Below are 19,909 nucleotides of genomic sequence, written 5' to 3' on the forward strand. Positions count from 1 at the left end.
AGGCCAGCTTCTTGAGGCCAAACGACCATTGGTGTGACGAACCTGTAAAAAGCCGTCATGTGCTGGCCACTCGACGGCGCTACAATGAGGTGCGCTCCGTGTTCTACGTCGACTCGTCGCCGAGGACCTGTTCACCATCTCGCGAGCTAGAGGCAACAAAGTGAAAATGCTTGAGGAAGCGGAGTTTACGAAGGGTAAATGAGCACTCCGAGGGCATTTTCAACGTCGTTTGGCCGACGCGCAGCAGATCGTGAACAGCTTCTGAGGCGTCGACTCATGATTGCAATCCGCTAAAGGAAAGACTGCATGATTTATCGCCGTACCAAGATCGTCGCCACCCTAGGCCCGGCCAGCAATTCTCCGGAAGTCCTCGAGCAGCTCATCATCGCCGGCATCGACGTCGCCCGCCTGAACTTCTCGCATGGAACGCCCGACGAGCACCGTGCCCGTGGTCAGCTGGTACGGGATCTCGCCGCCAAGCACGGTCGTCACGTCGCCCTGCTCGGCGATCTCCAGGGTCCGAAGATCCGTATCGCCAAGTTCGTCAACAAGCGCATCGAACTCAAGGTCGGCGATCCCTTCCGCCTGTCCATCGCCCATCCCCGCACCGAAGGCACCGAAGAAGTGGTCGGCATCGACTACCCGGGCCTGGTCACCGACTGCCGCGTGGGTGACGAACTGCTGCTGGACGATGGCCGCGTGGTCCTGCGCGTGGAAGGCATGACCGCTACCGAACTGCACTGCACCACCCTGATCGGCGGCCCGCTGTCCGATCACAAGGGCATCAACCGACGCGGTGGTGGCCTCACCGCGCCGGCACTGACCGACAAGGACCGCGAAGACATCAAGCTGGCTGCCTCCATGGAGGTCGACTACCTGGCCGTGTCCTTCCCGCGTGACGCCGAAGACATGAACGAAGCCCGGCGCCTGATGGAAGCCGCCGGCGGCAAGTCCTGGCTGGTGGCCAAGATCGAACGCGCCGAAGCCGTGGCCTGCGACGAAGCCCTGGACGGCCTCATCCATGCCAGCGACGCCGTGATGGTGGCCCGGGGTGATCTGGGTGTGGAAATCGGCGACGCCGAGCTGGTCGGCATCCAGAAGCGCATCATTTCTCACGCCCGTCGCCTCAACAAGGCAGTGATCACCGCGACCCAGATGATGGAATCGATGATCAGCAGCCCGATGCCGACCCGTGCGGAAGTCTCCGACGTAGCCAACGCCGTGCTGGATAACACCGACGCCGTGATGCTGTCCGCCGAGAGCGCCGCCGGCCAATACCCGGTGGAAGCGGTCAAGGCCATGGCGCGCGTCTGCGTCGGCGCCGAGAAGCAGCCCACCAGCAAGCTGTCCAGCCACCGCCTAGGCCAGACCTTCACCCGTTGGGACGAGAGTATCGCGCTGGCCTCCATCTACGTGGCCAACCACTTCCCTGGCGTGAAGGCCATCATCAGCCTGACCGACACCGGCTACACCCCGCTGATCATGTCGCGCCTGCGCTCCTCGGTGCCGATCTTCTCCTTCGCGTCCAGCCGCGCCACCCAGGCCCGCACCGCGCTGTTCCGCAACGTGCACACCATCCCCTTCGACCCGACCACCATGCCGGCGAACAAGGTGAGCCAGGCGGCGGTGGACGAGCTGCTCAAGCGCGGTATCGTCGAGCACGGCGACTGGGTGATCCTAACCAAGGGCGACAGCTACACCAAGCGTGACGGCACCAACACCATGAAGATGTACCGCGTGGGCGACCTGCTGGTCTGATCCCGCCACCGGTACTCGACCGGTGCCAACGACGAAAGCCCCGAACAGGTGACTGCTCGGGGCTTTTTCATGGGCAGGGCTAAAGGTCGCCTGGGATCGGCAAGAGTCGGCAGGCCTAAAAACCGCCAAAGGCGAGGTAGGCAAGGTGCAGGGCGGCTGCGCCCAGCACGCCCAGGCTGCAGACGATAAGGATGCAGCGCTGCAACGAGCGCAATCGCCCTTCTCGCCGGGCCTGCAGGCGGCTGGCCGTGATCAGGGCTACGCTGGCTAACGGTTGTTCACGCATCGTCCCACTCCTCACCCCATTAAATGCACTATATTCTCATTCTCACATAGATCAAGGGAGTCCGACGAGCGTCCGGCCGACTGTGGCAGAATAGCCGGTTTGGTGCGAACAGCCTGGGTGAACGATGGCGTTACGTTTCGAACGGCTCAAGTGGCAGGACTGGAAAGGCGCCTTCACGGAGCGCAACTACGAGCGCGGCCGGCGGCTGGCGCTGGATGGGCTGGTGCACCTGCGCTCGGCGGTCAAGGGCCAGCTCTATGCGGAGTGCAGCAGCCCAGCGGGGCCTGCGTATCGCCAGGCGATCAGCCTGCGCCCGGGCGAGACCGCCTGGCGCGTCGACGCTCGCTGTACCTGTCCGGTCGGCCGCAATTGCAAGCACGCGGCTGCCGCCCTCATCGAACTCGAACGGCTGCAGCGCAGCGAGGCCGAACTGCCGGCCACGCCGGTGGCCAATCCGGAGTTACCGCAACCGGTACTGATCCTCGGCAGCCATACCCAGATCGATTACGACCGCCATATCGGCAAGATGCGGCCCACGGTGCGCCATCGCGCCGCCCTGGCGTTCGCCTATGGCCCGCGGCGGCTGTTCGGCCCCCTGCCCCGCACCCCTGATTCCAGCTACCCCGCGCGCCAGCTGCAGGCGGAACAACGCTGGCGGCAGACGCTGCTCGATCATGGCCTGCGCCTGGCGACCCGGCGCAGCGCCGCGCTGCCCGACGACAGCGGCGAGATGTTCGAACTGCCCGACGACCCCGCCTGGCTCAGATTCGTGCAGCAGGTCATCCCCCGCCTGCGCGAGGCCGGCTGGCAGATCGAGGCTCACCCGGAATTCACCTTCGACCTGACGCCGGTAGAAGGCTGGTACGGCCATCTCCAAGAGGTGGAAGATCAGACCACCACCAGCGGTCTGTTCGACGTCGAACTGGGCATCCGCCTGGGCCAGCGCCGCGTCAGCCTGATTCCGTTGCTGATCGACGCCATTCGCCGCGAGCCTTCCCAATACGAGCCGGCGATGCTGGCCAAACGCGCCGACGACGAACCCGTCCTGCTGCGTATCGATCCACCACGCCTGGCGGGCCAGCAGGGCCGGGTGCAGCGGGTCGCCGTGCCCCTGGGCCGGCTCAAGCCAATCCTGCAGATCCTTGGCGAGCTCTATGCCACGGATCGCCTCACCAGCGAGCGGGCCCTGCGCCTGCCGCGCCTCGACGCCGCCCGCCTGGCGGAGCTGGATGAGCGCCTGCCGCTGGAATGGGAAGGCGGCGAACGCCTGAGAAGCTTTGCCGAGCGCCTGCGCAGCTATGCAGCCGAGCCGGTGGTCCTGCCCGACACCCTGCATGCCGAATTACGCCCCTATCAGCGCGAGGGCGTGGCCTGGCTGCAGGCGCTGCGGGAACTGGAAGTCGGCGGCATCCTGGCCGACGACATGGGCCTGGGCAAGACGTTGCAAACCCTGGCGCACATTCTCGTCGAACAGGCGGCAGGACGGCTGACCGCGCCGGCACTGATCGTCATGCCCACCAGCCTGATTCCCAACTGGCAGGACGAGATCGCCCGCTTCGCGCCTGGTCTGCGCGTGCTGACCCTGCAAGGCAGCGCCCGCAGCAGTCGCTTCGACCGCATACCCGAACATGACGTGGTGCTTACCACCTACGCCCTGCTCCCCCGTGATGCCGAGCGCCTGGCCGACTATGACTTTCACCTGCAGGTACTGGACGAAGCCCAGTCGATCAAGAATGCCGCCACCAAGGCCGCTCAGGCGGCGCGACACCTGCGGGCCCGCCATCGCCTCTGCCTGACCGGTACGCCGCTGGAAAACCACCTGGGCGAACTCTGGTCGCAATTCCACTTCCTGATGCCCGGCTGGCTGGGGGACGAGAAAGGCTTCAAGCAGGCCTATCGCATCCCGGTGGAGCGCGAAGGTGATGTGCAGCGCCTGGCAGCGCTCAAGGCACGGGTGCGGCCCTTCATGTTGCGCCGCACCAAGCAGCGGGTCGCCAGCGAACTGCCGCCCAAGACCGAGATCGTCCAGTTGGTCGAACTGAGCACGGCGCAACGCGAGCGCTACGAAGACCTGCGGCTGCTGCTGGACGAACGCGTCCGCGCCGAGATCGCCCGTCAGGGGATCGGCCGCAGCCAGCTGCTGATCCTCGATGCCCTGCTGCGCCTGCGCCAGGTCTGCTGCGATCTGCGGCTGGTGCCCAACGAAGACGACAGCGTGGCCAAGCCCTCGGCGAAGCTGGCAGCCCTGAACGAAAGGCTCGACGCCCTGCTTCCGGGGGGCAGCCGCGTGCTGGTGTTCTCCCAGTTCACCAGCATGCTCGACCTCATCGCTGCCGATCTCGACCAGCGCGGCATCGAGTACGTCACCCTGACCGGCGAGACCCGCGATCGGCGCACCCCGGTGCAGCGTTTCCAGAATGGCGAGGTACCGGTGTTCCTGCTCAGTCTCAAGGCGGGTGGCAGCGGTCTCAACCTGACCGCTGCCGACACGGTGATCCACTTCGATCCCTGGTGGAATCCGGCGGCCGAGCAGCAGGCCAGCGACCGTGCCTATCGGATCGGTCAGGATCGCCCGGTGTTCGTCTACAAGTTGATCGCCCGTGGCACCCTGGAAGAACGCATCCAGCAGCTACAGCAGGAAAAGGCGCGTCTCAGCGCCGGCATCCTCAGCGAGAACAGCGGCGACTGGCGCCTGACCGAAAGCGACCTGGCCCAGCTGCTGGCACCGCTGGACCGCTAGGCTTCAGCCGGTTGGTCGTTCTGACGGCGCGGCACCTGGCTTGGCCAGCCGCGCCGCCAGTGGCGAAGCGGATAGGTGCTGCGCACGCTACTTGTCGCCCTCGCCCACCACATCGCCCGTCGCATCGAGCGCCTTGCTGGAAGGAAACTTGTTCGAAGCGACTCTGACCGCCAGCACCGAAAGCGACAGCAGAAAGATCCCGCCGCAGAGATAAAGCAGGCCGATATCAGGCGGCCGATGGTGCGACACATCGCCGATCAGATAGCGCGTCAGGGCGGTGATGGCGATGTAGAGCAGAAACCGGATGGGCAGGTGATTGGTCTTGAAGTAGATGCCCACCATGGCACCCAGCTCCAGATAGATGAAGAGCAGGAGAATGTCATCGATGCTGGCCTGCCCCTTGTCGACCATACCCATGAAGGCCATCACCGAGGCCCAGGCCGTGGCTGCCCCGATGGCGAACAGACCAAAGTAGTGGAAACCTTCCACCATCAGGTTGCCGAGCGAATTCGCCCCGTCATGCATGCGTTTGCGGCTGCTATCGGCCCATTTCATATACGGTTACTCCATTCAGGCACTGGGACTACCAGGCCTGCTAGCCAGCAGATCGCGGAAAGGTGTGAACTGGCAACGTCAGGTCGCTCTTGAAGAGAATGCCGACCCGGACGACCCGGCGATGACGCGTCCAATGGCTTAGCCTTTCGCTCAGGGATTCGTCCAAGCTGGAATTCCCGTTCTCAAGGCTGCTCTGGCACCAGCTCGCTCTTATAGCGAGAAGCCGGACGGTCGACCAGTGCGCGACTGTCGCAGACTGGACGGCCAGACGCCGGCAGGCTAAAACCTGAGAGAAAGCCCAAAGGGCCTGGAGTCTATCTTGGAACCGCGTCTTTCTTGCCTCGCCTGTCTGGACCGGCCCGACCCTCGGCTGCTGGAAGCCGCGCTCTGGATCGCGGCTGAGCACCATCAGGAGGTCGACCCTCACGCCCTGCTGCATTCACTGGACGATCTGGCCCTGCACCTGCTCGCCACCCTGGATGGCGATGCCAGTCACTCCGAGCGTGCCCAAGAATTGTTACGGCAGTTGTGCGACGCCGGCTTTCGCGCGGCCGATTGGCCATTGAATCCGACCGCCGCCCTGCTCGACGAAGTCCTGACGCGCCGCCGCGGGCAACCCCTATCGATCGCCCTGGTGGCACTGGAGCTGGCCCGGCGCTTGGAAATCGATCTGCAGGGCATCGGCTTTCCCGGCCATTTCCTGCTGCGCGTCCCGGGTGCGGATCACCTGCTCGAACCCTTCGGTGGGCGGCGCCTGTACATGAACGACTGCCGGCAGCTGCTGGTGGAGCAATTCGGCCCCGCCGCGCAACTGCAGGCGAGCTACCTGGCGCCACTGGGTCCGCGGCAGATGATGCAGCGGCTTTCGCGCAATCTGCGCGAATTGCATCGCCAGGGCGAGCAACCACTGGCAGCGCTCAAGGATGCCCAGCGAGTCATCGAACTGGGGGCGGTAGGTGTCATCGATCACCTGGCGCGCGCCGATCTGTATCGGCAACTCGAGTGCCCCCAGGCCGAGCGCTACGACCTGCAGCACGCCCTGCTGATCAGCGAAGACGAAACCGAAAGGGAGCAGGTGCGGCGGCGCCTGGAACAGCTCGGCGCGCCTTCCGCCACGCTGCACTAGGTTCCGCACGAAACGTCATCGAGTGCAGGCCCCTCATCCGACCTAACCGCGCAGCAACCAGAGCACCAGCTGGGCCCCAAGCAGATTGCTCAGACCCGCCAGCACCATGACCAGCCCGGCCACGGTGCCCTCTTCCAGACCAACCTCGTAGGCCTTGCTGGTGCCCACGCCATGGGCGCCCATGCCGAACAGGGCGCCGCGGGCCAGCGCCGACTTGAGTGGCAACAGCTTGATCAGCAGGCTACCGAGGATGGCGCCACCCAGCCCGGTGATCATCACGAAGGCCGCGGTCAATTCGGGGACGCCGCCCACGGTGGCGGACATCGGCATGGCGAAGGGGGTGCTGATGGAGCGCGGCAGCATGGACAGCAGCACCCGGTCGTCCAGCAGCAGCAGCCGGGCCAGCAACCAGGAGCTGCCGATGGCCACGCCACTACCCACGCAGAGTCCGGCCAGCAGCGCCTGCCAATAGCGCGCCAGGAGCCGGCGCTGTTGCCAGATCGGCACCGCGAAGGCCACCGTCGCCGGTCCCAGCAGGGTGATCAGCCAACGGCTGTAGTGGGCATACTGGGCATAGCTCACCTGCTGCCAGAGCGTGGCGGCATAGAGCAGCACCGTGACGAAGATGATCGGACTGACCACATACCAGCGCAGACGCGCATAGAGCAGGCGGCTCACCACGTACCCGGCCACCGTCAGCAACAGCCAGAAGAGCCCGGGCAGATCAAGCATCGCGACGCCCCCGACGGCGGAACATCCAGTCCACGGTATAGGCGGTGGCGACCATGGTCAGTACGGTACTGAGCAGAATCGCCAGCAGAATGCGCACGCCCTCCTGCCGGAGCAAGGGGCCGTAATCGAGCAGACTCAGCAAGGCGGGAATGAAGAACAGCAGCATTTCGCCCAGCAGCAGGCGCACCCCATTCTGCAACCACTCGGGCTCGACGATGCGCGCGGCCAACAGCAACAGCAGCATGGCCAGACCTACTACACCGCCCGGTACCGGCAAGGCGAAGGAGGTCGCCAGCCAAGTACCCACGCCCCACAGCGCGCCCAATCCGCACAGCTCCAGAGCCAGGCGCAGATATCTATTCACCCAGGGCTCCATCTCAAATCATCATCAGGCGCTCAAGGATACCGAGGCTGAGGTGACGAGGACAGCCGACCGGGCCCAGCGGCGGGATCAGCGCGAGTAAAGCAGCTTTGCTCACTGGGCAAGATCAGCCCAGCGCGGCGATGACCTCGCCGATCCAGCCCTCGGCGTCTTCGTCCGGCGTCACCGTCTCGCTGGCATCGATGCGCAGCATGGGCAGCAACTCACGCAGTCCCAGCTCGGCGAACAGCTCCTGCATCAGCTCGCCACCGCCGCAATAGGTGTCGCCATAGCTGGAATCACCCAGCGCCAGCACGGCACCTGGCCGTCCCTGCCAGGGCGGCAGGCGATCGCGCAGCTGGAAGTACAGTGACTCCAGGTTGGCGGGCAGCTCGCCCATGCCCGTGGTGGAAGTGATGGCCAGCAGGGCCTCGGGCGCGAAGGCCTCCAGGCTGGCGAGATCGGCATTCGGCTGGTGCCAGACCTCATGGCCCGCCGTGGCCAGACGTGCCTTCACCTGGCGCGCGATATCTTCCGCGGTGCCGTATACCGAGCCATTCAACAATGCGACTTTCATACAAACCTCTTGCGTGGAATCCCGCCCAGTATGCCTGGCGCGACTGCCGTTGGCGCTCCGTCAGTGCCGCTGCTCCGCTGGCAACCACCGCTGCTGCCAAGGGTCTCAAGGCTTGTTATGCTAGCGCCGCCTGCTACCCCAGGCGTTTTCGCCACCTGCCCGCCTACCCGGCGGCGTGACGGCATCCGGCCTATCCGGCCTGGTCGCCCGGAGTTAGAGCATGAATCAGCCTGTTACCCTCATGGTCGCGCGGCGCGTGGCGGCCGGCCAATACGACGCCTTTCTGGTCTGGCTGCGCGAAGGCGAAGCCCTGGCCACTGCCTATCCCGGCTATCTCGGCTCGGGTGTCCTGACCCCGCCACCGGGCGATAACCTGGTACAGATCATCTTTCGTTTCGCCTGCCCCCAGACCCTCGACGAGTGGGAACACTCGGACACGCGGCGCCTCTGGCTGGAGCGGGGCCAGGGACTGTTCGAAGCCCCCCAGGCACGCCGCGCCCAGGGCATGGACGACTGGTTCGGTGCCGGTATCCAGCCGCCACCGCGCTGGAAGCAGAGCATCGCCGTCTGGCTGGCGTTCTTTCCCATCTCGCTGCTGTTCAATGCCGCCTTCGGCGATCACCTCGCCCATCTGCCGTTGCTGCCGCGTATCCTGCTGAGCACCCTGATCCTCACCCCGGTCATGGTCTGCGTCTTCATTCCGCTGATTACCCGGGCGCTCAAGGGCTGGCTGCACAACGCCTCCTCGCGGACCAACGACTGGCGCAGCAGCGCCCGCTAGATCGCAAGGGATCGGCCTGCATCCTGACGAGTCGAATGCGTACAATGGCGGCCAGCCCTCTGGCCGCTTCGCTCATCAGGATCGAGTACCCTCATGTCCGCAACCCTTCCCCTTCTGGTCACCGGTGCCAATCGCCGCGTCGGTCTCGCCTTGACCCGCCGGCTACTGGCAGAGGGTCAGCCCGTCATCGCGGTCTACCGCGACGATCCGGGGCCCCTGCGCGAACTCGAAATCGAAGCCTATCAGGTCGATCTGGCGGAAGAGGCGCAGCGCGATCTCCTGCTGCAACAGCTGCATGAGCGTCATTCGGCGCTGCGTGGGGTGGTGCACAACGCCTCGGTCTGGGCCGAAGACGGCCTGGACAATCTGCGCCTGCTCTATCGCCTGCACCTGGAAGCGCCCTACCACCTCAATCTGGGCCTGCAGGAGTTGCTGCTGGCTGCGCCGCGCGCCGACATCATCCATATCGGTGACGACAGCGCGACCCGGGGCAGTCGCAATCACATCGGCTACGCCGCCACCAAGGCCGCCCTGCACAACCTGACCCTGTCCTTCGCCGAAGCCCTGGCGCCCACCGTTCGGGTCAACACCATCGCCCCGGGCCTGCTGATTTTCAAGGAAGGCGCGGACGAGGCCTATCGCCAGGCGACCCTGGACAAGGCGCTGCTGGATTTCGAACCCGGCGCCGAGCCTATCGTGGATACCGTGCTCTATCTGCTGTCGACCCAGTACGCGACCGGCAGCACCTTTACCGTCAACGGCGGGCGCCACCTGCGCCACGGCCGACGCTAGCAAGAGGAATCAGCCATGACCGAACAAGACCGTCTGGAACTGGAAGCCGCCGCCTTCCGTACCCTGGTCCAGCACCTGCGCAAGCGCACCGATGTCCAGAACATCGACCTGATGAACCTGTCCGGTTTCTGCCGCAACTGCCTGTCCAAATGGTACAAGGCCGCCGCGGATGACAAGGGCCTGGAGCTGAGTCTCGATGACGCCCGCGAAGCCGTCTATGGCATGCCCTATGCCGACTGGAAAGCCCAGCACCAGACCGAAGCCACGCCAGCTCAGGTAGCCGCCTTCCAGGAGCAGCAGAGCAAATGAGCGACCTGTCCAGCTTTCGCGCCAGCCTGGCCAGTGGCGATCATGCCTTCGCCGACACCCTGGCCTTTGTCACCGAGCACTACCACTACCAGCCTACCGCCTTTCGCAACGGTGACGTCGACAATGCCGCCGGCCAGAACGAAGGCTCCTGCAAGACTCTGGGGTTGGCCACACTCGAAGGCCTGAGCGATCAGGAAACCCTGTTGGCCTTTGGCGAACACTATCGCAGTGTGCTGCAGACGCCCGAAGGCAGCGACCACGCCAACATTCGCGCCCTCCTCGCCAACGGCTTGGCCAAGGTGCACTTCCAGGGCGAACCCCTGAGTCGTCGGTAGGGTTTCTGGCGGCCATAAAAAAAGCCCTGCGGATGCAGGGCTTTTTTGTAGAACCGGGCTCAGACGGCAGCCGCGGGTCTCATATAGGAAATGGGTGCCAGACCGGAATCTTCGAAGGTGACTACTTCCCAGGCATCACGATCGGCCAGCAGCGCACGCAGCAGACGATTGTTCATGGCGTGGCCGGACTTGTAGCCGCGGAACTCGCCGATGAGGCTCTTGCCAAGCAGATACAGGTCACCGATGGCGTCGAGGATCTTGTGCTTCACGAACTCGTCTTCATAGCGAAGACCGTCTTCGTTCATCACGCCCTTCTCGTCCACCACGATGGCGTTGTCGACGCTGCCGCCCAGGGCCAGGTTGTGCGAGCGCAGGAATTCCAGGTCGCGCATGAAGCCAAAGGTACGGGCACGACTGACTTCCTTGAGGAAGGAGGTGCTCGAAAAGTCCACCGAGGCTTTCTGGGTACGGTTGTTGACCACCGGGTGATCAAAGTCTATTTCGAAGGTCACCTTGAAGCCATCGAAAGGCACGAAGGTGGCGCGCTTGTCACCGTCGACGACGGTCACTTCCCGCTTGATGCGGATGAACTGCTTGGGCGCTTCCTGTTCCTGCAGACCCGCGGACTGGATCAGGAACACGAAGGGGCCGGCGCTGCCGTCCATGATCGGTACTTCGACCGCGGACAGCTCGACGTAGGCATTGTCGATACCCAGACCGGCCATGGCCGACAGCAGGTGCTCAACGGTACCCACCTTGACGCCACTGTCACTGAACAGGTTGGTCGACATGGTGGTTTCACCCACGTTCTCGGCCCAGGCCGGGATTTCCACGACCGGATCGAGATCGGTGCGACGGAACACGATTCCCGTATCGACCGGAGCCGGCTTCAGGGTCAGGTAAACCTTCTCCCCCGAGTGCAGGCCTACGCCAGTGGCGCGAATGGTGTTCTTGAGGGTGCGTTGTCTAATCATGCCAGGGCCGCTCGGTCGCAGGGTGCGAATGGTGTTCAACGAAGTCGCGATGATAGCAGATGCGAAAATCGATGCCCACTAATCACACCCTGGCTTGTGATATACCCGATCAATCAGCCTGACGACGCAGGAAGGCCGGGATGTCCAGGTAATCCAGGTCGTCGTTGGGATTGACCTTGGTCGCCGCTGCCGAGCCGCCATGATTCTGGCTGCCACGACCGGAGCGCATCGAGGTCGGGTACTTGAGGTCGTCGTAGTTGACCGGACCCGCTTCCTGACGTGCAGCGGCCAGGGTTTGAGCGGTGTTGTCCACCACCTTGACCGGCTTCTCGATGCGCGCACCCAGGCCGGTGGCGACCACGGTGACATGCAGCTCGTCGCGCATTTCCGGATCGATCACCGCGCCGACCTTGACGGTGGCGTGCTCGGACGCGAAGTCCTCGATGATCTCACCCACGGCGGCGTATTCACCCAGGGACAGGTCCAGGCCGGCAGTGATGTTGACCAGGATGCCACGGGCGCCGTGCAGGTTGACGTCTTCCAGCAGCGGGTTGCGGATGGCCGCTTCTGTGGCTTCACGTGCACGGTTCGGACCGCTGGCGTGACCGGTACCCATCATGGCCATGCCCATCTCGCCCATCACGGTCTTGACGTCGGCGAAGTCGACGTTCATCAGGCCGGGACGCTGCATGATGTCGGAGATACCACGGACGGCGCCGGCGAGAACGTCGTCAGCCTTGGCGAAGGCAGCCAGCAGGCTGGCGTCCTTGCCCAGAATGGTCAGCAGCTTCTCGTTGGGGATGGTGATCAGCGAGTCGACGCATTCGGACAGGGAACGGATACCTTCGTCGGCGACCTGCATGCGCTTGCGGCCTTCGAAGGGGAAAGGACGGGTGACCACGGCAACGGTCAGGATACCCATTTCCTTGGCCACCTCGGCAATGATCGGCGCAGCACCGGTACCGGTGCCACCGCCCATGCCGGTGGTGATGAAGACCATGTCGGCGCCTTCGAGGACTTCGGCGATGCGCTCACGATCTTCCATGGCCGCCTGGCGGCCGATTTCCGGGTTGGTGCCAGCACCAAGACCCTTGGTGACACCCGGGCCGAGTTGCAGCACGGTACGGGATGTGACGTTCTTCAGGGCCTGGGCGTCGGTATTTGCACAGATGAATTCGACGCCTTCAACACCGCTTTTGACCATGTGGTTAACGGCGTTGCCACCGCCACCGCCCACGCCGATGACTTTGATCACGGCGCTTTGTGGAATGTTGTCTACGAGTTCGAACATGGTCCCCTCTCTTTCCTTTCGGATCTTCGCCTACTGCCGCGGTTTAATTGTGAATTACAAGTTGCCCTGGACCCAACGCTTCATGCGTTCCAGGACTGTGGATTTGGTTTCGCTGCTATATCCGCCAGAAACAACCGGCAGGGGATCGGTCTGCTTTTGCAGACCATAGAGCAACAGGCCGACGCCTGTGGAATAGATCGGGTTGCTGATTACATCAGTCAGACCCTTGACCGTCTGGGGCACCCCCAGGCGTACCGGCATATGGAAAATCTCTTCCGCCAGTTCGACCGCGCCTTCCATCTTCGCGGTACCACCGGTGAGTACGATCCCTGCGGGGATCAGATCCTCGTAACCACTGCGGCGCAGTTCCGCTTGCACCAGTGTGAATAGCTCATCGTAACGGGGCTCGACCACTTCCGCGAGGGCCTGACGCGACAATTCTCGCGGCGGACGATCACCCACGCTGGGGACCTTGATCGTTTCACCCGGGCCAGCCAGCTTTGCTAGGGCACAAGCATACCGAATCTTGATTTCTTCGGCATATTGCGTCGGGGTTCTCAAGGCCATGGCGATGTCATTTGTGACTTGGTCGCCAGCAATAGGTATCACCGCCGTATGGCGGATGGCGCCTTCGGTAAAGATGGCAATATCGGTAGTGCCGCCACCGATGTCCACCAGGCAAACGCCCAATTCCTTTTCATCATCTGTCAGCACCGAATAAGCCGAAGCCAGCTGCTCCAGAATGATGTCGTCAACTTCCAGTCCGCAGCGCCGTACGCACTTCTCGATGTTCTGCGCGGCATTGACGGCGCAGGTCACCACATGGACCTTGGCTTCCAGTCGGACGCCAGACATGCCCAGGGGCTCACGCACGCCTTCCTGGTTGTCGATCACATAGTCCTGGGCCAGGGTGTGCAGCACGCGCTGATCGGCAGGAATGGCCACCGCCTGGGCGGCATCGAGTACCCGCTCGATGTCGGCGGGGCTCACTTCACGGTCGCGGATCGCCACGATGCCGTGGGAATTCAGACTGCGGATGTGATTGCCGGCAATGCCGACGAAGGCCGAATGGATTCGGCAACCGGCCATCAGCTGGGCTTCTTCTATGGCCCGCTGGATGGAGGCGACGGTGGATTCGATGTTGACCACCACGCCTTTCTTGAGCCCGCGCGACGGATGGGTGCCGATTCCGACGATCTCGATCTGACCATCGGAAGACACCTCGCCGACCAGAGCCACGACCTTGGAAGTGCCGATGTCGAGGCCGACGATCATCTTGCCGCTTTGCACGCTTGCCATAGTAAAAAACTTCTCCTCAATGCTTGGCCGGTTCGGTCACGGGGGTGGCAGCGATAGCGGGATCACGCCAGGCCACGGCCAGACCGTTCGGATAACGCAGATCGATCCGCGCGATATTGTCCATCTGTGCCTTGAGCACCTGATCGTACAGGCGCATGAAGCGCCGCATCTTTTCCACCAGCTGGTCGCGGCCGAACACCAGTTCCAGGCCCTGACCAGTGGTGAGGTACCAGCTGCCGCGCTCCTGCATTTCCAGGCGTGCCACGGTGTAACCGAGCGGCCGGAGCATCTGGCTGAACATCTGGTACTGCTGCATCACTTGCTGCTGGGCCCGTTTGGGGCCATACAGTCGCGGTAGATTGTCATAGTTGGCCAGATCCTGTGGGGCAAAAGCCTCACCCTGGTTATTCAGCAGCGCCTCGTCACCCCAACGGGCGATGGGCATCTGCTCTTCCAGGCGGATGCTGATCTCGTCAGGCCAGACCCGACGCACCTCGGCATGGGCGATCCAGGGCATGGTTTCCAGTTCGTGGCGCATGTCGGCCAGGTCGACCTGGAAGAAGGTGGTACCCACGAAGGGAGCGATGCGCTGCTGCACCGCCCCCTGACTGATATAGGACAGATCACCCTTGACGCTGACCTTGGCGATTGGCCGGTCGGCATAGGGCAGCAGCTTCTGGGCCCCTTCGTAGGTGCCAAAGCCCAATCCCAGCAGCAGGAACGGCCAGAGGATGCGCTTGAGCAGGCCCAGGCTTGGGCGCGGCAGGCGCGTCGACAGCGGCTCTTCGGCGACCAGGCGACTGGCGCCCCGCTGCTCGACATTGCGCGAACGGCCGAAGCCGGGCTGGTTGTGACGTAGGGTGGCGACCAAGGTTCAGCCCTCCACGTGCGCGCCGGCAGCAGGAACTGCCAGCAATAGGTTGGATGGATGACGGCTCATGCCGAACTCCCGGCGGTCGCGGCGGTGGCGAACAGCGGGTGGTTGAGCAGTTGTGGCGCCAGCGCACCGATGTCGCCCGCGCCCTGGCACAGCAGGATGTCGCCTGGGCGCAGCAGCGGCTTGACCAGCGGGGCGATGTTGCTGCCACGCTCCACATAGATCGGATCGAGCTGGCCGCGCTGGCGAATGCTGTGGCAGAGCTGACGGCTGTCCGCCCCGGGGATCGGCTCTTCGCCGGCCGGATAGACTTCCATCAGCAGCAGGACGTTGGCATCGGCCAGGACCTGGACAAAGTCCTCGTAGAGATCTCGGGTGCGGCTGAAACGGTGCGGCTGATAGACCATCACCAGCCGGCGCTCGGGCCAGCCACCGCGTACGGCCTTGATCACCGCGGCGACTTCGCGCGGGTGGTGACCGTAATCGTCGACCAGCATGACGCTGCCACCAGCGACCGGCAGTTCGCCGTAGACCTGGAAGCGCCGCCCGACCCCTTGGAAGCCGGACAGACCATTGAGGATGGCCTCGTCGCTGACGCCTTCGTCGGTGGCGATGGCGATGGTGGCCAGGGCGTTGAGCACATTGTGCACGCCCGGCATGTTGACCGAGACCGCCAGCGGCGCACGCCCCTCACGCAGGACGGTGAAATAGGTGCGCATGCCTTCCTGGCGGATATCCACGGCGCGTACGTCGGCGTCTTCGGCGGTGCCGTAGGTGACGGTGGGACGAGCGACCTGGGGAATGATCTCGCGCACCACCGGGTCGTCGACGCAGAGCACGGCCAGGCCATAGAACGGCAGGTTGTGCAGGAAATCGACGAAGGTGCGCTTGAGCCGATTGAAGTCACCTTCGTAGGTGCTCATGTGGTCGGCGTCGATGTTGGTGACCACGGCGACCATGGGCTGCAGGTGCAGGAAGCTGGCGTCGCTCTCATCGGCCTCGGCGACCAGATAACGGCTGGTGCCGAGCTGGGCGTTGGTGCCGGCGGCGTTCAGACGTCCCCCGATGACGAAGGTGGGATCCAGACCCTCGGCGGCGAACACCGAGGCGATCAGGCTGGTGGTGGTGGTCTTGCCATGGGTGCCGGCGACGGCGATGCCATGGCGATAGCGCATCAGCTCGGCGAGCATCTCGGCGCGAGGCACCACGGGAATGCGCTGTTCGAGGGCAGCGGACACCTCGGGATTGGATCTATTGATGGCGCTGGACACCACCAGCACATCGACCTGATCCAGGTTTTCCGCGCGATGGCCGATATAGATGCGCGCACCGAACTGCTGCAGACGTGCGGTGACCGCGGACTCCTTGAGGTCGGAGCCCGAGACTTCGTAACCCAGATTCAGCAGCACCTCGGCGATACCGCACATGCCGACGCCACCGATACCGACGAAATGGATGCGCCGAATGCTGCGCATGCGCCGAACCTCGGCCTGAATGGCACTTTGCGACTTAACCACGGGCAACCTCCAGACAGGCGTCGACGACGGCACGGGTCGCATCGGGTTTGGCCAGGGCACGGCTGCTAGCGGCCATGTCGGCAAGACGTTCGGGATGCATCAGGACCTCGGTAAGCTGCGCGGCGAGATCCGCCGGGCGGGTGGAATGTTGGGGCAGCACCACACCGGCACCGGCACGCTCCAGGAAGCGGGCGTTGCTGGTCTGGTGGTCGTCGATGGCGTGAGGCAGCGGAATCAGCAGCGCCGGCAGGCCGGTGGCCGTCAGCTCGGCGACGGTCAGGGCACCGGCCCGACAGATCACCAGATCGGCCCAGGCATAGGCAGCGGCCATGTCGGCGATGAAGGGCTGGACATCGGCCTCCACCGCGGCATTGGCATAACGCTCGGCGGTCACCTCGGCATGCTGGCGGCCGGCCTGGTGGCGCACATTGGGCCGCAGACCAGCGGGCAACTGGGCCAGGGCCTCGGGCAACAGCTTGTTGAGCGGCTCGGCGCCCAGGCTGCCACCTAGCACCAGCAGGTTGGCGGCGCGCTCGTCCAGCGGTGCGCGGGTCACCGGGGCGAAGAGTTCAGCGCGCACCGGATTGCCGGTGGACAGGCGTTTGGCGGAGGCCGGGAAGGTATCGGCGAAGCCTTCGCACACGCGCGCGGCCAAGGGCACCAGCAGGCGATTGGCGGTGCCGGCATGGGCGTTCTGCTCGTGGATCACCAGCGGAATATTGCACAGCTTGGCCGCCAGGCCACCGGGACCAGTGACGAAGCCGCCCAGGCCCAGTACGCAGATCGGCTTGAGCCGGCGCATGAGACCTATGGCCTGCATCAGGGCGCCGCTGAGTTGCAGAGGCGCCTTCACCAAGGAGCGCATGCCCTTGCCGCGCAGACCGGTGACTGGAATGTGGTGCAGGGTAATGCCGGCCTTGGGCACCACATCGTTTTCGATACCGCGCGGGGTACCCAGCCAGTGGACGGTATAGCCGCGGGCTTCGAACTCGCGGGCGCAGGCCAGCGCCGGGAAGACGTGCCCGCCGGTGCCACCCGCCATGATGAGGACGTTAGCGGACATCAGCGAAATCCTCCTCGGTGAATTCCACATCCTCGGTATCCGCGAGCGTTCGCCGTTCCCACTCGATGCGCAGCAACAGCCCCATGCTCACGCAGCAGATCACCAGGGAACTGCCGCCATAGCTGAGGAAAGGCAATGTCAGGCCCTTGGTCGGCAGCAGGCCGACGTTCACTCCGATGTTGATCAGAAACTGACCGATCCAGAGCATCGACAGACCATAGGCCACATAGGCCGAGAAGAACTGCTTGGACTGCTCGGCCCAGTGGCCGATGAACAGGCCACGGACGCAGACGAAGAGGAACAGGCCGACGGTGGCCATGGCGCCGATCAGCCCCAGCTCTTCGGCCAGCACGGCGAAGAGGAAGTCGGTGTGGGCTTCGGGCAGATAGAACTGCTTCTGGATGCTGTTGCCCAGGCCCAGACCGGTCCAGCCGCCGCGACCGAAGGCGATCAGCGCCTGGGTCAGCTGGTAGCCGGAACCGAACTGGTCGGCCCAGGGATCGGTAAAGGTGATCAGGCGCTGCATCCGGTAGGACTGGGTCTGCACCAGGACGAACACCGCCAGTACCGCCAGGGCGACCATCAGCATGAAGCGGAACAGGCCGACACCGCCGAGGAACAGCATGGCGCCGGCGGCACCCATCATCACCACGGTAGCGCCGAAGTCGGGCTCGCGCAGCAGCAGCATGGCCATCGGCAGGAGCACGATGAAGGGCTTGAAGAAGCCGGCCCAGGTATGGCGCACCTCGTGCTGACGGCGCACCAGGTAACCCGATAGATAGAGCACCACGAAGACCTTGGCGATCTCCGAGGGCTGCACGTTGAAGATGCCGAAGCCGATCCAGCGTAGGGAGCCGTTCACCTCGCGGCCGATGCCGGGCACCAGTACCGCAACCAGCAGCAGGAAGGCGATGATCAGCAGCGGAAAGCCGAAGCGCTGCCAGGTGGCCATGGGGATCAGCATCACCACGCCGCAGGCAACGAAGCCAATGGCCAGATAGACCAAGTGGCGATACATGAAATACAGCGGATTGCCGGATTGAGCCGCGGCGACCTCAGACGAAGCCGAGGTCACCATCACCAGGCCAAGGCCGAGTAGCAGCAGGCAGCCAGCCAGCAGCGGGAAGTCCAGGTCGATGCCGTGGCGGCTGGCCAGCGGCGAGGGATAGGGACGCAGCAGGCTGAGAATCATGACAAGCCCTCCACGGCCTGGGCGAACAGCCGTCCGCGTTCCTCGAAGTTGCGGAACATGTCGAGACTGGCACAGGCCGGCGACAGCAGCACGGCATCGCCTGGTTGGGCCAGACTGCGGCTTTCGCGCACGGCTTCCTCCAGCGTAGCAACGTGCACCTGCTTGACGGCCGGAGGCAGTATCTCGGCGACCCGCGCGGCATCGCGTCCCAGCAGTACCACGGCGCGGCAATGGCGACCGATGGGTTCACGCAGGGCGCTGAAGTCGGCGCCCTTGCCATCGCCACCGGCGATCAGTACCAGTTGGCCGGCGATGTCGTCGCCCAGGCCTTCGACGGCCGCCAGGGCAGCGCCGACATTGGTCGCCTTGGAATCGTTGTAGTAGCTAACGCCTGCGACCTCACCCACCCACTGGCAGCGGTGCTCCAGACCAGGGAAGGCACGCAGGGCTTCCAGCATGGGCGCCAGCGGCAAGCCGGCGGCCTGACCGAGCGCCAGCGCGGCCAGCGCATTGCTGTGATTGTGAGTGCCACGGATCTTGAGCTCCTCGACATCCAGCAGGTTGTCGAAGGCCAGCGCCAGATAGCGGCGCCCCTCCTCCTCGCGAATGCCGAAGGCACGAAAATCCGGACGCCCCAGGCCAAAGGTCAGGCAGGGCACGCCCTCGCCGATCAGTGGCCGCGACAGCGCATCGTCGCGATTGACCACCACCTGGCGAGCGCCCCGGAAGATGCGGTGCTTGGCCTGGTGATAGGCCGGCATGCCGGTGTAGCGATCCATGTGGTCTTCGCTGAGGTTGAGCACCGTGGCCACCTCGGCGTCCAGCCGCTCGCAGGTCTCCAGCTGGAAGCTCGACAGTTCCAGCACATAGAGCTCGACGTCATCGGCCAGCAGATCCAGTGCCGGAGTGCCCAGGTTGCCACCCACGGCAACGCGCTTGCCGGCGCGCCGGGCCATGTCACCGACCAGGGTGGTGACAGTGCTCTTGGCGTTGGAACCGGTGATGGCAACGAGGGGCGCGCGGGCATGGCGCACGAAGAGATCGATGTCGCCGGACAGCCGCACGCCACGGGCAGCGGCCTGTTGCAGGGCAGGCGTTTCCAGCGCCAGGCCTGGACTCACATAGAGCTCGGCAGCCCGGGCGAGGAAGTCGACGTCCAGCTCACCGCAGCGCACCTCGATCCCGGGGTACTGGGTTCTCAGGGTCTCCAGTTCCGGCGGCTGTTCCCGCGTGTCGGCCACGGCAAAGGGCACGCCCCGGCGCGCGAGAAAGCGCACCAGCGACATGCCACTCTTGCCGAGGCCGACGACGATACGGAACTGGTCGGAAGCGATGAGCACTGCG

Annotated in this window: 20 protein-coding genes; 7 read left to right on the forward strand and 13 right to left on the reverse strand. The window is 64.5% G+C overall.

The annotated features are described in order from the left end of the window. Positions 1–306 precede the first annotated feature (306 nt). Complete coding sequence (pyk, locus tag ACUCV0_RS17970) at positions 307–1,758, forward strand: pyruvate kinase (RefSeq protein WP_059315954.1); 1,452 nt, start codon at positions 307–309, stop codon at positions 1,756–1,758. Positions 1,759–1,873: 115 nt separating this feature from the next. Here pyk and ACUCV0_RS17975 read toward each other — a convergent pair whose 3' ends face one another. Next, positions 1,874–2,044 carry a hypothetical protein gene (locus ACUCV0_RS17975; protein WP_271655771.1) on the reverse strand — a complete coding sequence of 57 codons (171 nt, stop codon included), beginning with the start codon at positions 2,042–2,044 and terminating at the stop codon, positions 1,874–1,876. A 124-nt stretch (positions 2,045–2,168) separates the two neighbouring features. Here ACUCV0_RS17975 and ACUCV0_RS17980 point away from each other — a divergent pair, with 124 nt between their 5' ends. Continuing rightward, positions 2,169–4,784, forward strand: a complete 2,616-nt coding sequence (locus tag ACUCV0_RS17980) for a DEAD/DEAH box helicase (RefSeq protein WP_482213304.1) — start codon at positions 2,169–2,171, stop codon at positions 4,782–4,784. 87 nt (positions 4,785–4,871) lie between these two features. Here ACUCV0_RS17980 and ACUCV0_RS17985 read toward each other — a convergent pair whose 3' ends face one another. After that, on the reverse strand, positions 4,872–5,339 hold the full coding sequence (locus tag ACUCV0_RS17985; protein ID WP_313648072.1) for a phosphate-starvation-inducible protein PsiE: 468 nt from the start codon (positions 5,337–5,339) through the stop codon (positions 4,872–4,874). Positions 5,340–5,658: 319 nt separating this feature from the next. Here ACUCV0_RS17985 and ACUCV0_RS17990 point away from each other — a divergent pair, with 319 nt between their 5' ends. Beyond that, a complete protein-coding gene (locus ACUCV0_RS17990) occupies positions 5,659–6,465 on the forward strand; it encodes a SirB1 family protein (protein WP_434774896.1) in 807 nt (268 codons plus the stop codon). A 42-nt stretch (positions 6,466–6,507) separates the two neighbouring features. Here the strand turns inward: ACUCV0_RS17990 and ACUCV0_RS17995 are convergent, their stop codons facing one another. From ACUCV0_RS17995 to ACUCV0_RS18005, 3 genes are all read right to left on the reverse strand, one after another. Then, positions 6,508–7,197 (reverse strand): LrgB family protein, encoded by a 690-nt coding sequence (locus ACUCV0_RS17995; RefSeq protein WP_059315958.1) that lies wholly within the window; start codon positions 7,195–7,197, stop codon positions 6,508–6,510. Further along, positions 7,190–7,573 (reverse strand): CidA/LrgA family protein, encoded by a 384-nt coding sequence (locus tag ACUCV0_RS18000; protein WP_059315959.1) that lies wholly within the window; start codon positions 7,571–7,573, stop codon positions 7,190–7,192. Before ACUCV0_RS18000 ends, ACUCV0_RS17995 begins: the two co-directional genes overlap by 8 nt. 112 nt (positions 7,574–7,685) lie before the next feature. Next, on the reverse strand, positions 7,686–8,135 hold the full coding sequence (locus ACUCV0_RS18005; protein ID WP_323148039.1) for a flavodoxin: 450 nt from the start codon (positions 8,133–8,135) through the stop codon (positions 7,686–7,688). Positions 8,136–8,355: 220 nt separating this feature from the next. Here ACUCV0_RS18005 and ACUCV0_RS18010 point away from each other — a divergent pair, with 220 nt between their 5' ends. From ACUCV0_RS18010 to ACUCV0_RS18025, 4 genes are all read left to right on the forward strand, one after another. Continuing rightward, entirely contained in the window at positions 8,356–8,916 is a 561-nt protein-coding gene (locus ACUCV0_RS18010) for a putative antibiotic biosynthesis monooxygenase (protein ID WP_271655775.1), read from the forward strand. A 93-nt stretch (positions 8,917–9,009) separates the two neighbouring features. Next, positions 9,010–9,708 (forward strand): dihydromonapterin reductase, encoded by a 699-nt coding sequence (gene folM / locus ACUCV0_RS18015; protein ID WP_313648076.1) that lies wholly within the window; start codon positions 9,010–9,012, stop codon positions 9,706–9,708. Between the two features lie 15 nt (positions 9,709–9,723). Beyond that, positions 9,724–10,017, forward strand: a complete 294-nt coding sequence (locus tag ACUCV0_RS18020) for a DUF1244 domain-containing protein (protein ID WP_482213305.1) — start codon at positions 9,724–9,726, stop codon at positions 10,015–10,017. Further along, positions 10,014–10,352 carry a HopJ type III effector protein gene (locus ACUCV0_RS18025; RefSeq protein ID WP_482213306.1) on the forward strand — a complete coding sequence of 113 codons (339 nt, stop codon included), beginning with the start codon at positions 10,014–10,016 and terminating at the stop codon, positions 10,350–10,352. Before ACUCV0_RS18020 ends, ACUCV0_RS18025 begins: the two co-directional genes overlap by 4 nt. Before the next feature lie 59 nt (positions 10,353–10,411). Here the strand turns inward: ACUCV0_RS18025 and lpxC are convergent, their stop codons facing one another. The 8 genes from lpxC to murD all read right to left on the reverse strand — a co-directional run bounded on the left by lpxC (position 10,412) and on the right by murD (position 19,905). After that, positions 10,412–11,326, reverse strand: coding sequence for a UDP-3-O-acyl-N-acetylglucosamine deacetylase (lpxC, locus tag ACUCV0_RS18030; protein ID WP_059315965.1), 915 nt, complete (start codon positions 11,324–11,326; stop codon positions 10,412–10,414). Positions 11,327–11,435: 109 nt separating this feature from the next. Further along, positions 11,436–12,617 (reverse strand): cell division protein FtsZ, encoded by a 1,182-nt coding sequence (gene ftsZ, locus ACUCV0_RS18035; RefSeq protein ID WP_059315966.1) that lies wholly within the window; start codon positions 12,615–12,617, stop codon positions 11,436–11,438. Positions 12,618–12,671: 54 nt separating this feature from the next. Beyond that, entirely contained in the window at positions 12,672–13,916 is a 1,245-nt protein-coding gene (gene ftsA, locus ACUCV0_RS18040; protein ID WP_007162051.1) for a cell division protein FtsA, read from the reverse strand. 16 nt (positions 13,917–13,932) lie between these two features. Then, positions 13,933–14,787 (reverse strand): cell division protein FtsQ/DivIB, encoded by an 855-nt coding sequence (locus ACUCV0_RS18045; RefSeq protein ID WP_059315967.1) that lies wholly within the window; start codon positions 14,785–14,787, stop codon positions 13,933–13,935. 65 nt (positions 14,788–14,852) lie between these two features. After that, positions 14,853–16,268 (reverse strand): UDP-N-acetylmuramate--L-alanine ligase, encoded by a 1,416-nt coding sequence (gene murC, locus ACUCV0_RS18050; RefSeq protein WP_217265999.1) that lies wholly within the window; start codon positions 16,266–16,268, stop codon positions 14,853–14,855. Positions 16,269–16,302: 34 nt separating this feature from the next. Beyond that, the gene (gene murG / locus ACUCV0_RS18055) at positions 16,303–17,373 is read right to left on the reverse strand and encodes an undecaprenyldiphospho-muramoylpentapeptide beta-N-acetylglucosaminyltransferase (RefSeq protein ID WP_059315969.1); all 1,071 of its coding nucleotides are present in this window, start codon (positions 17,371–17,373) and stop codon (positions 16,303–16,305) included. Beyond that, positions 17,363–18,562 carry a putative lipid II flippase FtsW gene (gene ftsW / locus ACUCV0_RS18060; protein ID WP_156429007.1) on the reverse strand — a complete coding sequence of 400 codons (1,200 nt, stop codon included), beginning with the start codon at positions 18,560–18,562 and terminating at the stop codon, positions 17,363–17,365. Before ftsW ends, murG begins: the two co-directional genes overlap by 11 nt. After that, positions 18,562–19,905 carry a UDP-N-acetylmuramoyl-L-alanine--D-glutamate ligase gene (gene murD, locus ACUCV0_RS18065; protein ID WP_482213307.1) on the reverse strand — a complete coding sequence of 448 codons (1,344 nt, stop codon included), beginning with the start codon at positions 19,903–19,905 and terminating at the stop codon, positions 18,562–18,564. Before murD ends, ftsW begins: the two co-directional genes overlap by 1 nt. Between the last annotated feature and the right edge of the window lie 4 nt (positions 19,906–19,909).

Source organism: Pseudomonas sp. VMV1 (genome assembly GCF_056790235.1).

Bases quoted from the DNA above. Each gene is read 5' to 3' on its own strand.
- pyk (WP_059315954.1), top strand. From the start codon at position 307: ATGATTTATCGCCGTACCAAGATCGTCGCCACCCTAGGCCCGGCCAGC.
- ACUCV0_RS17975 (WP_271655771.1), bottom strand. From the start codon at position 2,044: ATGCGTGAACAACCGTTAGCCAGCGTAGCCCTGATCACGGCCAGCCGC.
- ACUCV0_RS17980 (WP_482213304.1), top strand. From the start codon at position 2,169: ATGGCGTTACGTTTCGAACGGCTCAAGTGGCAGGACTGGAAAGGCGCC.
- ACUCV0_RS17985 (WP_313648072.1), bottom strand. From the start codon at position 5,339: ATGAAATGGGCCGATAGCAGCCGCAAACGCATGCATGACGGGGCGAAT.
- ACUCV0_RS17995 (WP_059315958.1), bottom strand. From the start codon at position 7,197: ATGCTTGATCTGCCCGGGCTCTTCTGGCTGTTGCTGACGGTGGCCGGG.
- ACUCV0_RS18000 (WP_059315959.1), bottom strand. From the start codon at position 7,573: ATGGAGCCCTGGGTGAATAGATATCTGCGCCTGGCTCTGGAGCTGTGC.
- ACUCV0_RS18005 (WP_323148039.1), bottom strand. From the start codon at position 8,135: ATGAAAGTCGCATTGTTGAATGGCTCGGTATACGGCACCGCGGAAGAT.
- ACUCV0_RS18010 (WP_271655775.1), top strand. From the start codon at position 8,356: ATGAATCAGCCTGTTACCCTCATGGTCGCGCGGCGCGTGGCGGCCGGC.
- folM (WP_313648076.1), top strand. From the start codon at position 9,010: ATGTCCGCAACCCTTCCCCTTCTGGTCACCGGTGCCAATCGCCGCGTC.
- ACUCV0_RS18020 (WP_482213305.1), top strand. From the start codon at position 9,724: ATGACCGAACAAGACCGTCTGGAACTGGAAGCCGCCGCCTTCCGTACC.
- ACUCV0_RS18025 (WP_482213306.1), top strand. From the start codon at position 10,014: ATGAGCGACCTGTCCAGCTTTCGCGCCAGCCTGGCCAGTGGCGATCAT.
- lpxC (WP_059315965.1), bottom strand. From the start codon at position 11,326: ATGATTAGACAACGCACCCTCAAGAACACCATTCGCGCCACTGGCGTA.
- ftsZ (WP_059315966.1), bottom strand. From the start codon at position 12,617: ATGTTCGAACTCGTAGACAACATTCCACAAAGCGCCGTGATCAAAGTC.
- ftsA (WP_007162051.1), bottom strand. From the start codon at position 13,916: ATGGCAAGCGTGCAAAGCGGCAAGATGATCGTCGGCCTCGACATCGGC.
- murC (WP_217265999.1), bottom strand. From the start codon at position 16,268: ATGCGCAGCATTCGGCGCATCCATTTCGTCGGTATCGGTGGCGTCGGC.
- murG (WP_059315969.1), bottom strand. From the start codon at position 17,373: ATGTCCGCTAACGTCCTCATCATGGCGGGTGGCACCGGCGGGCACGTC.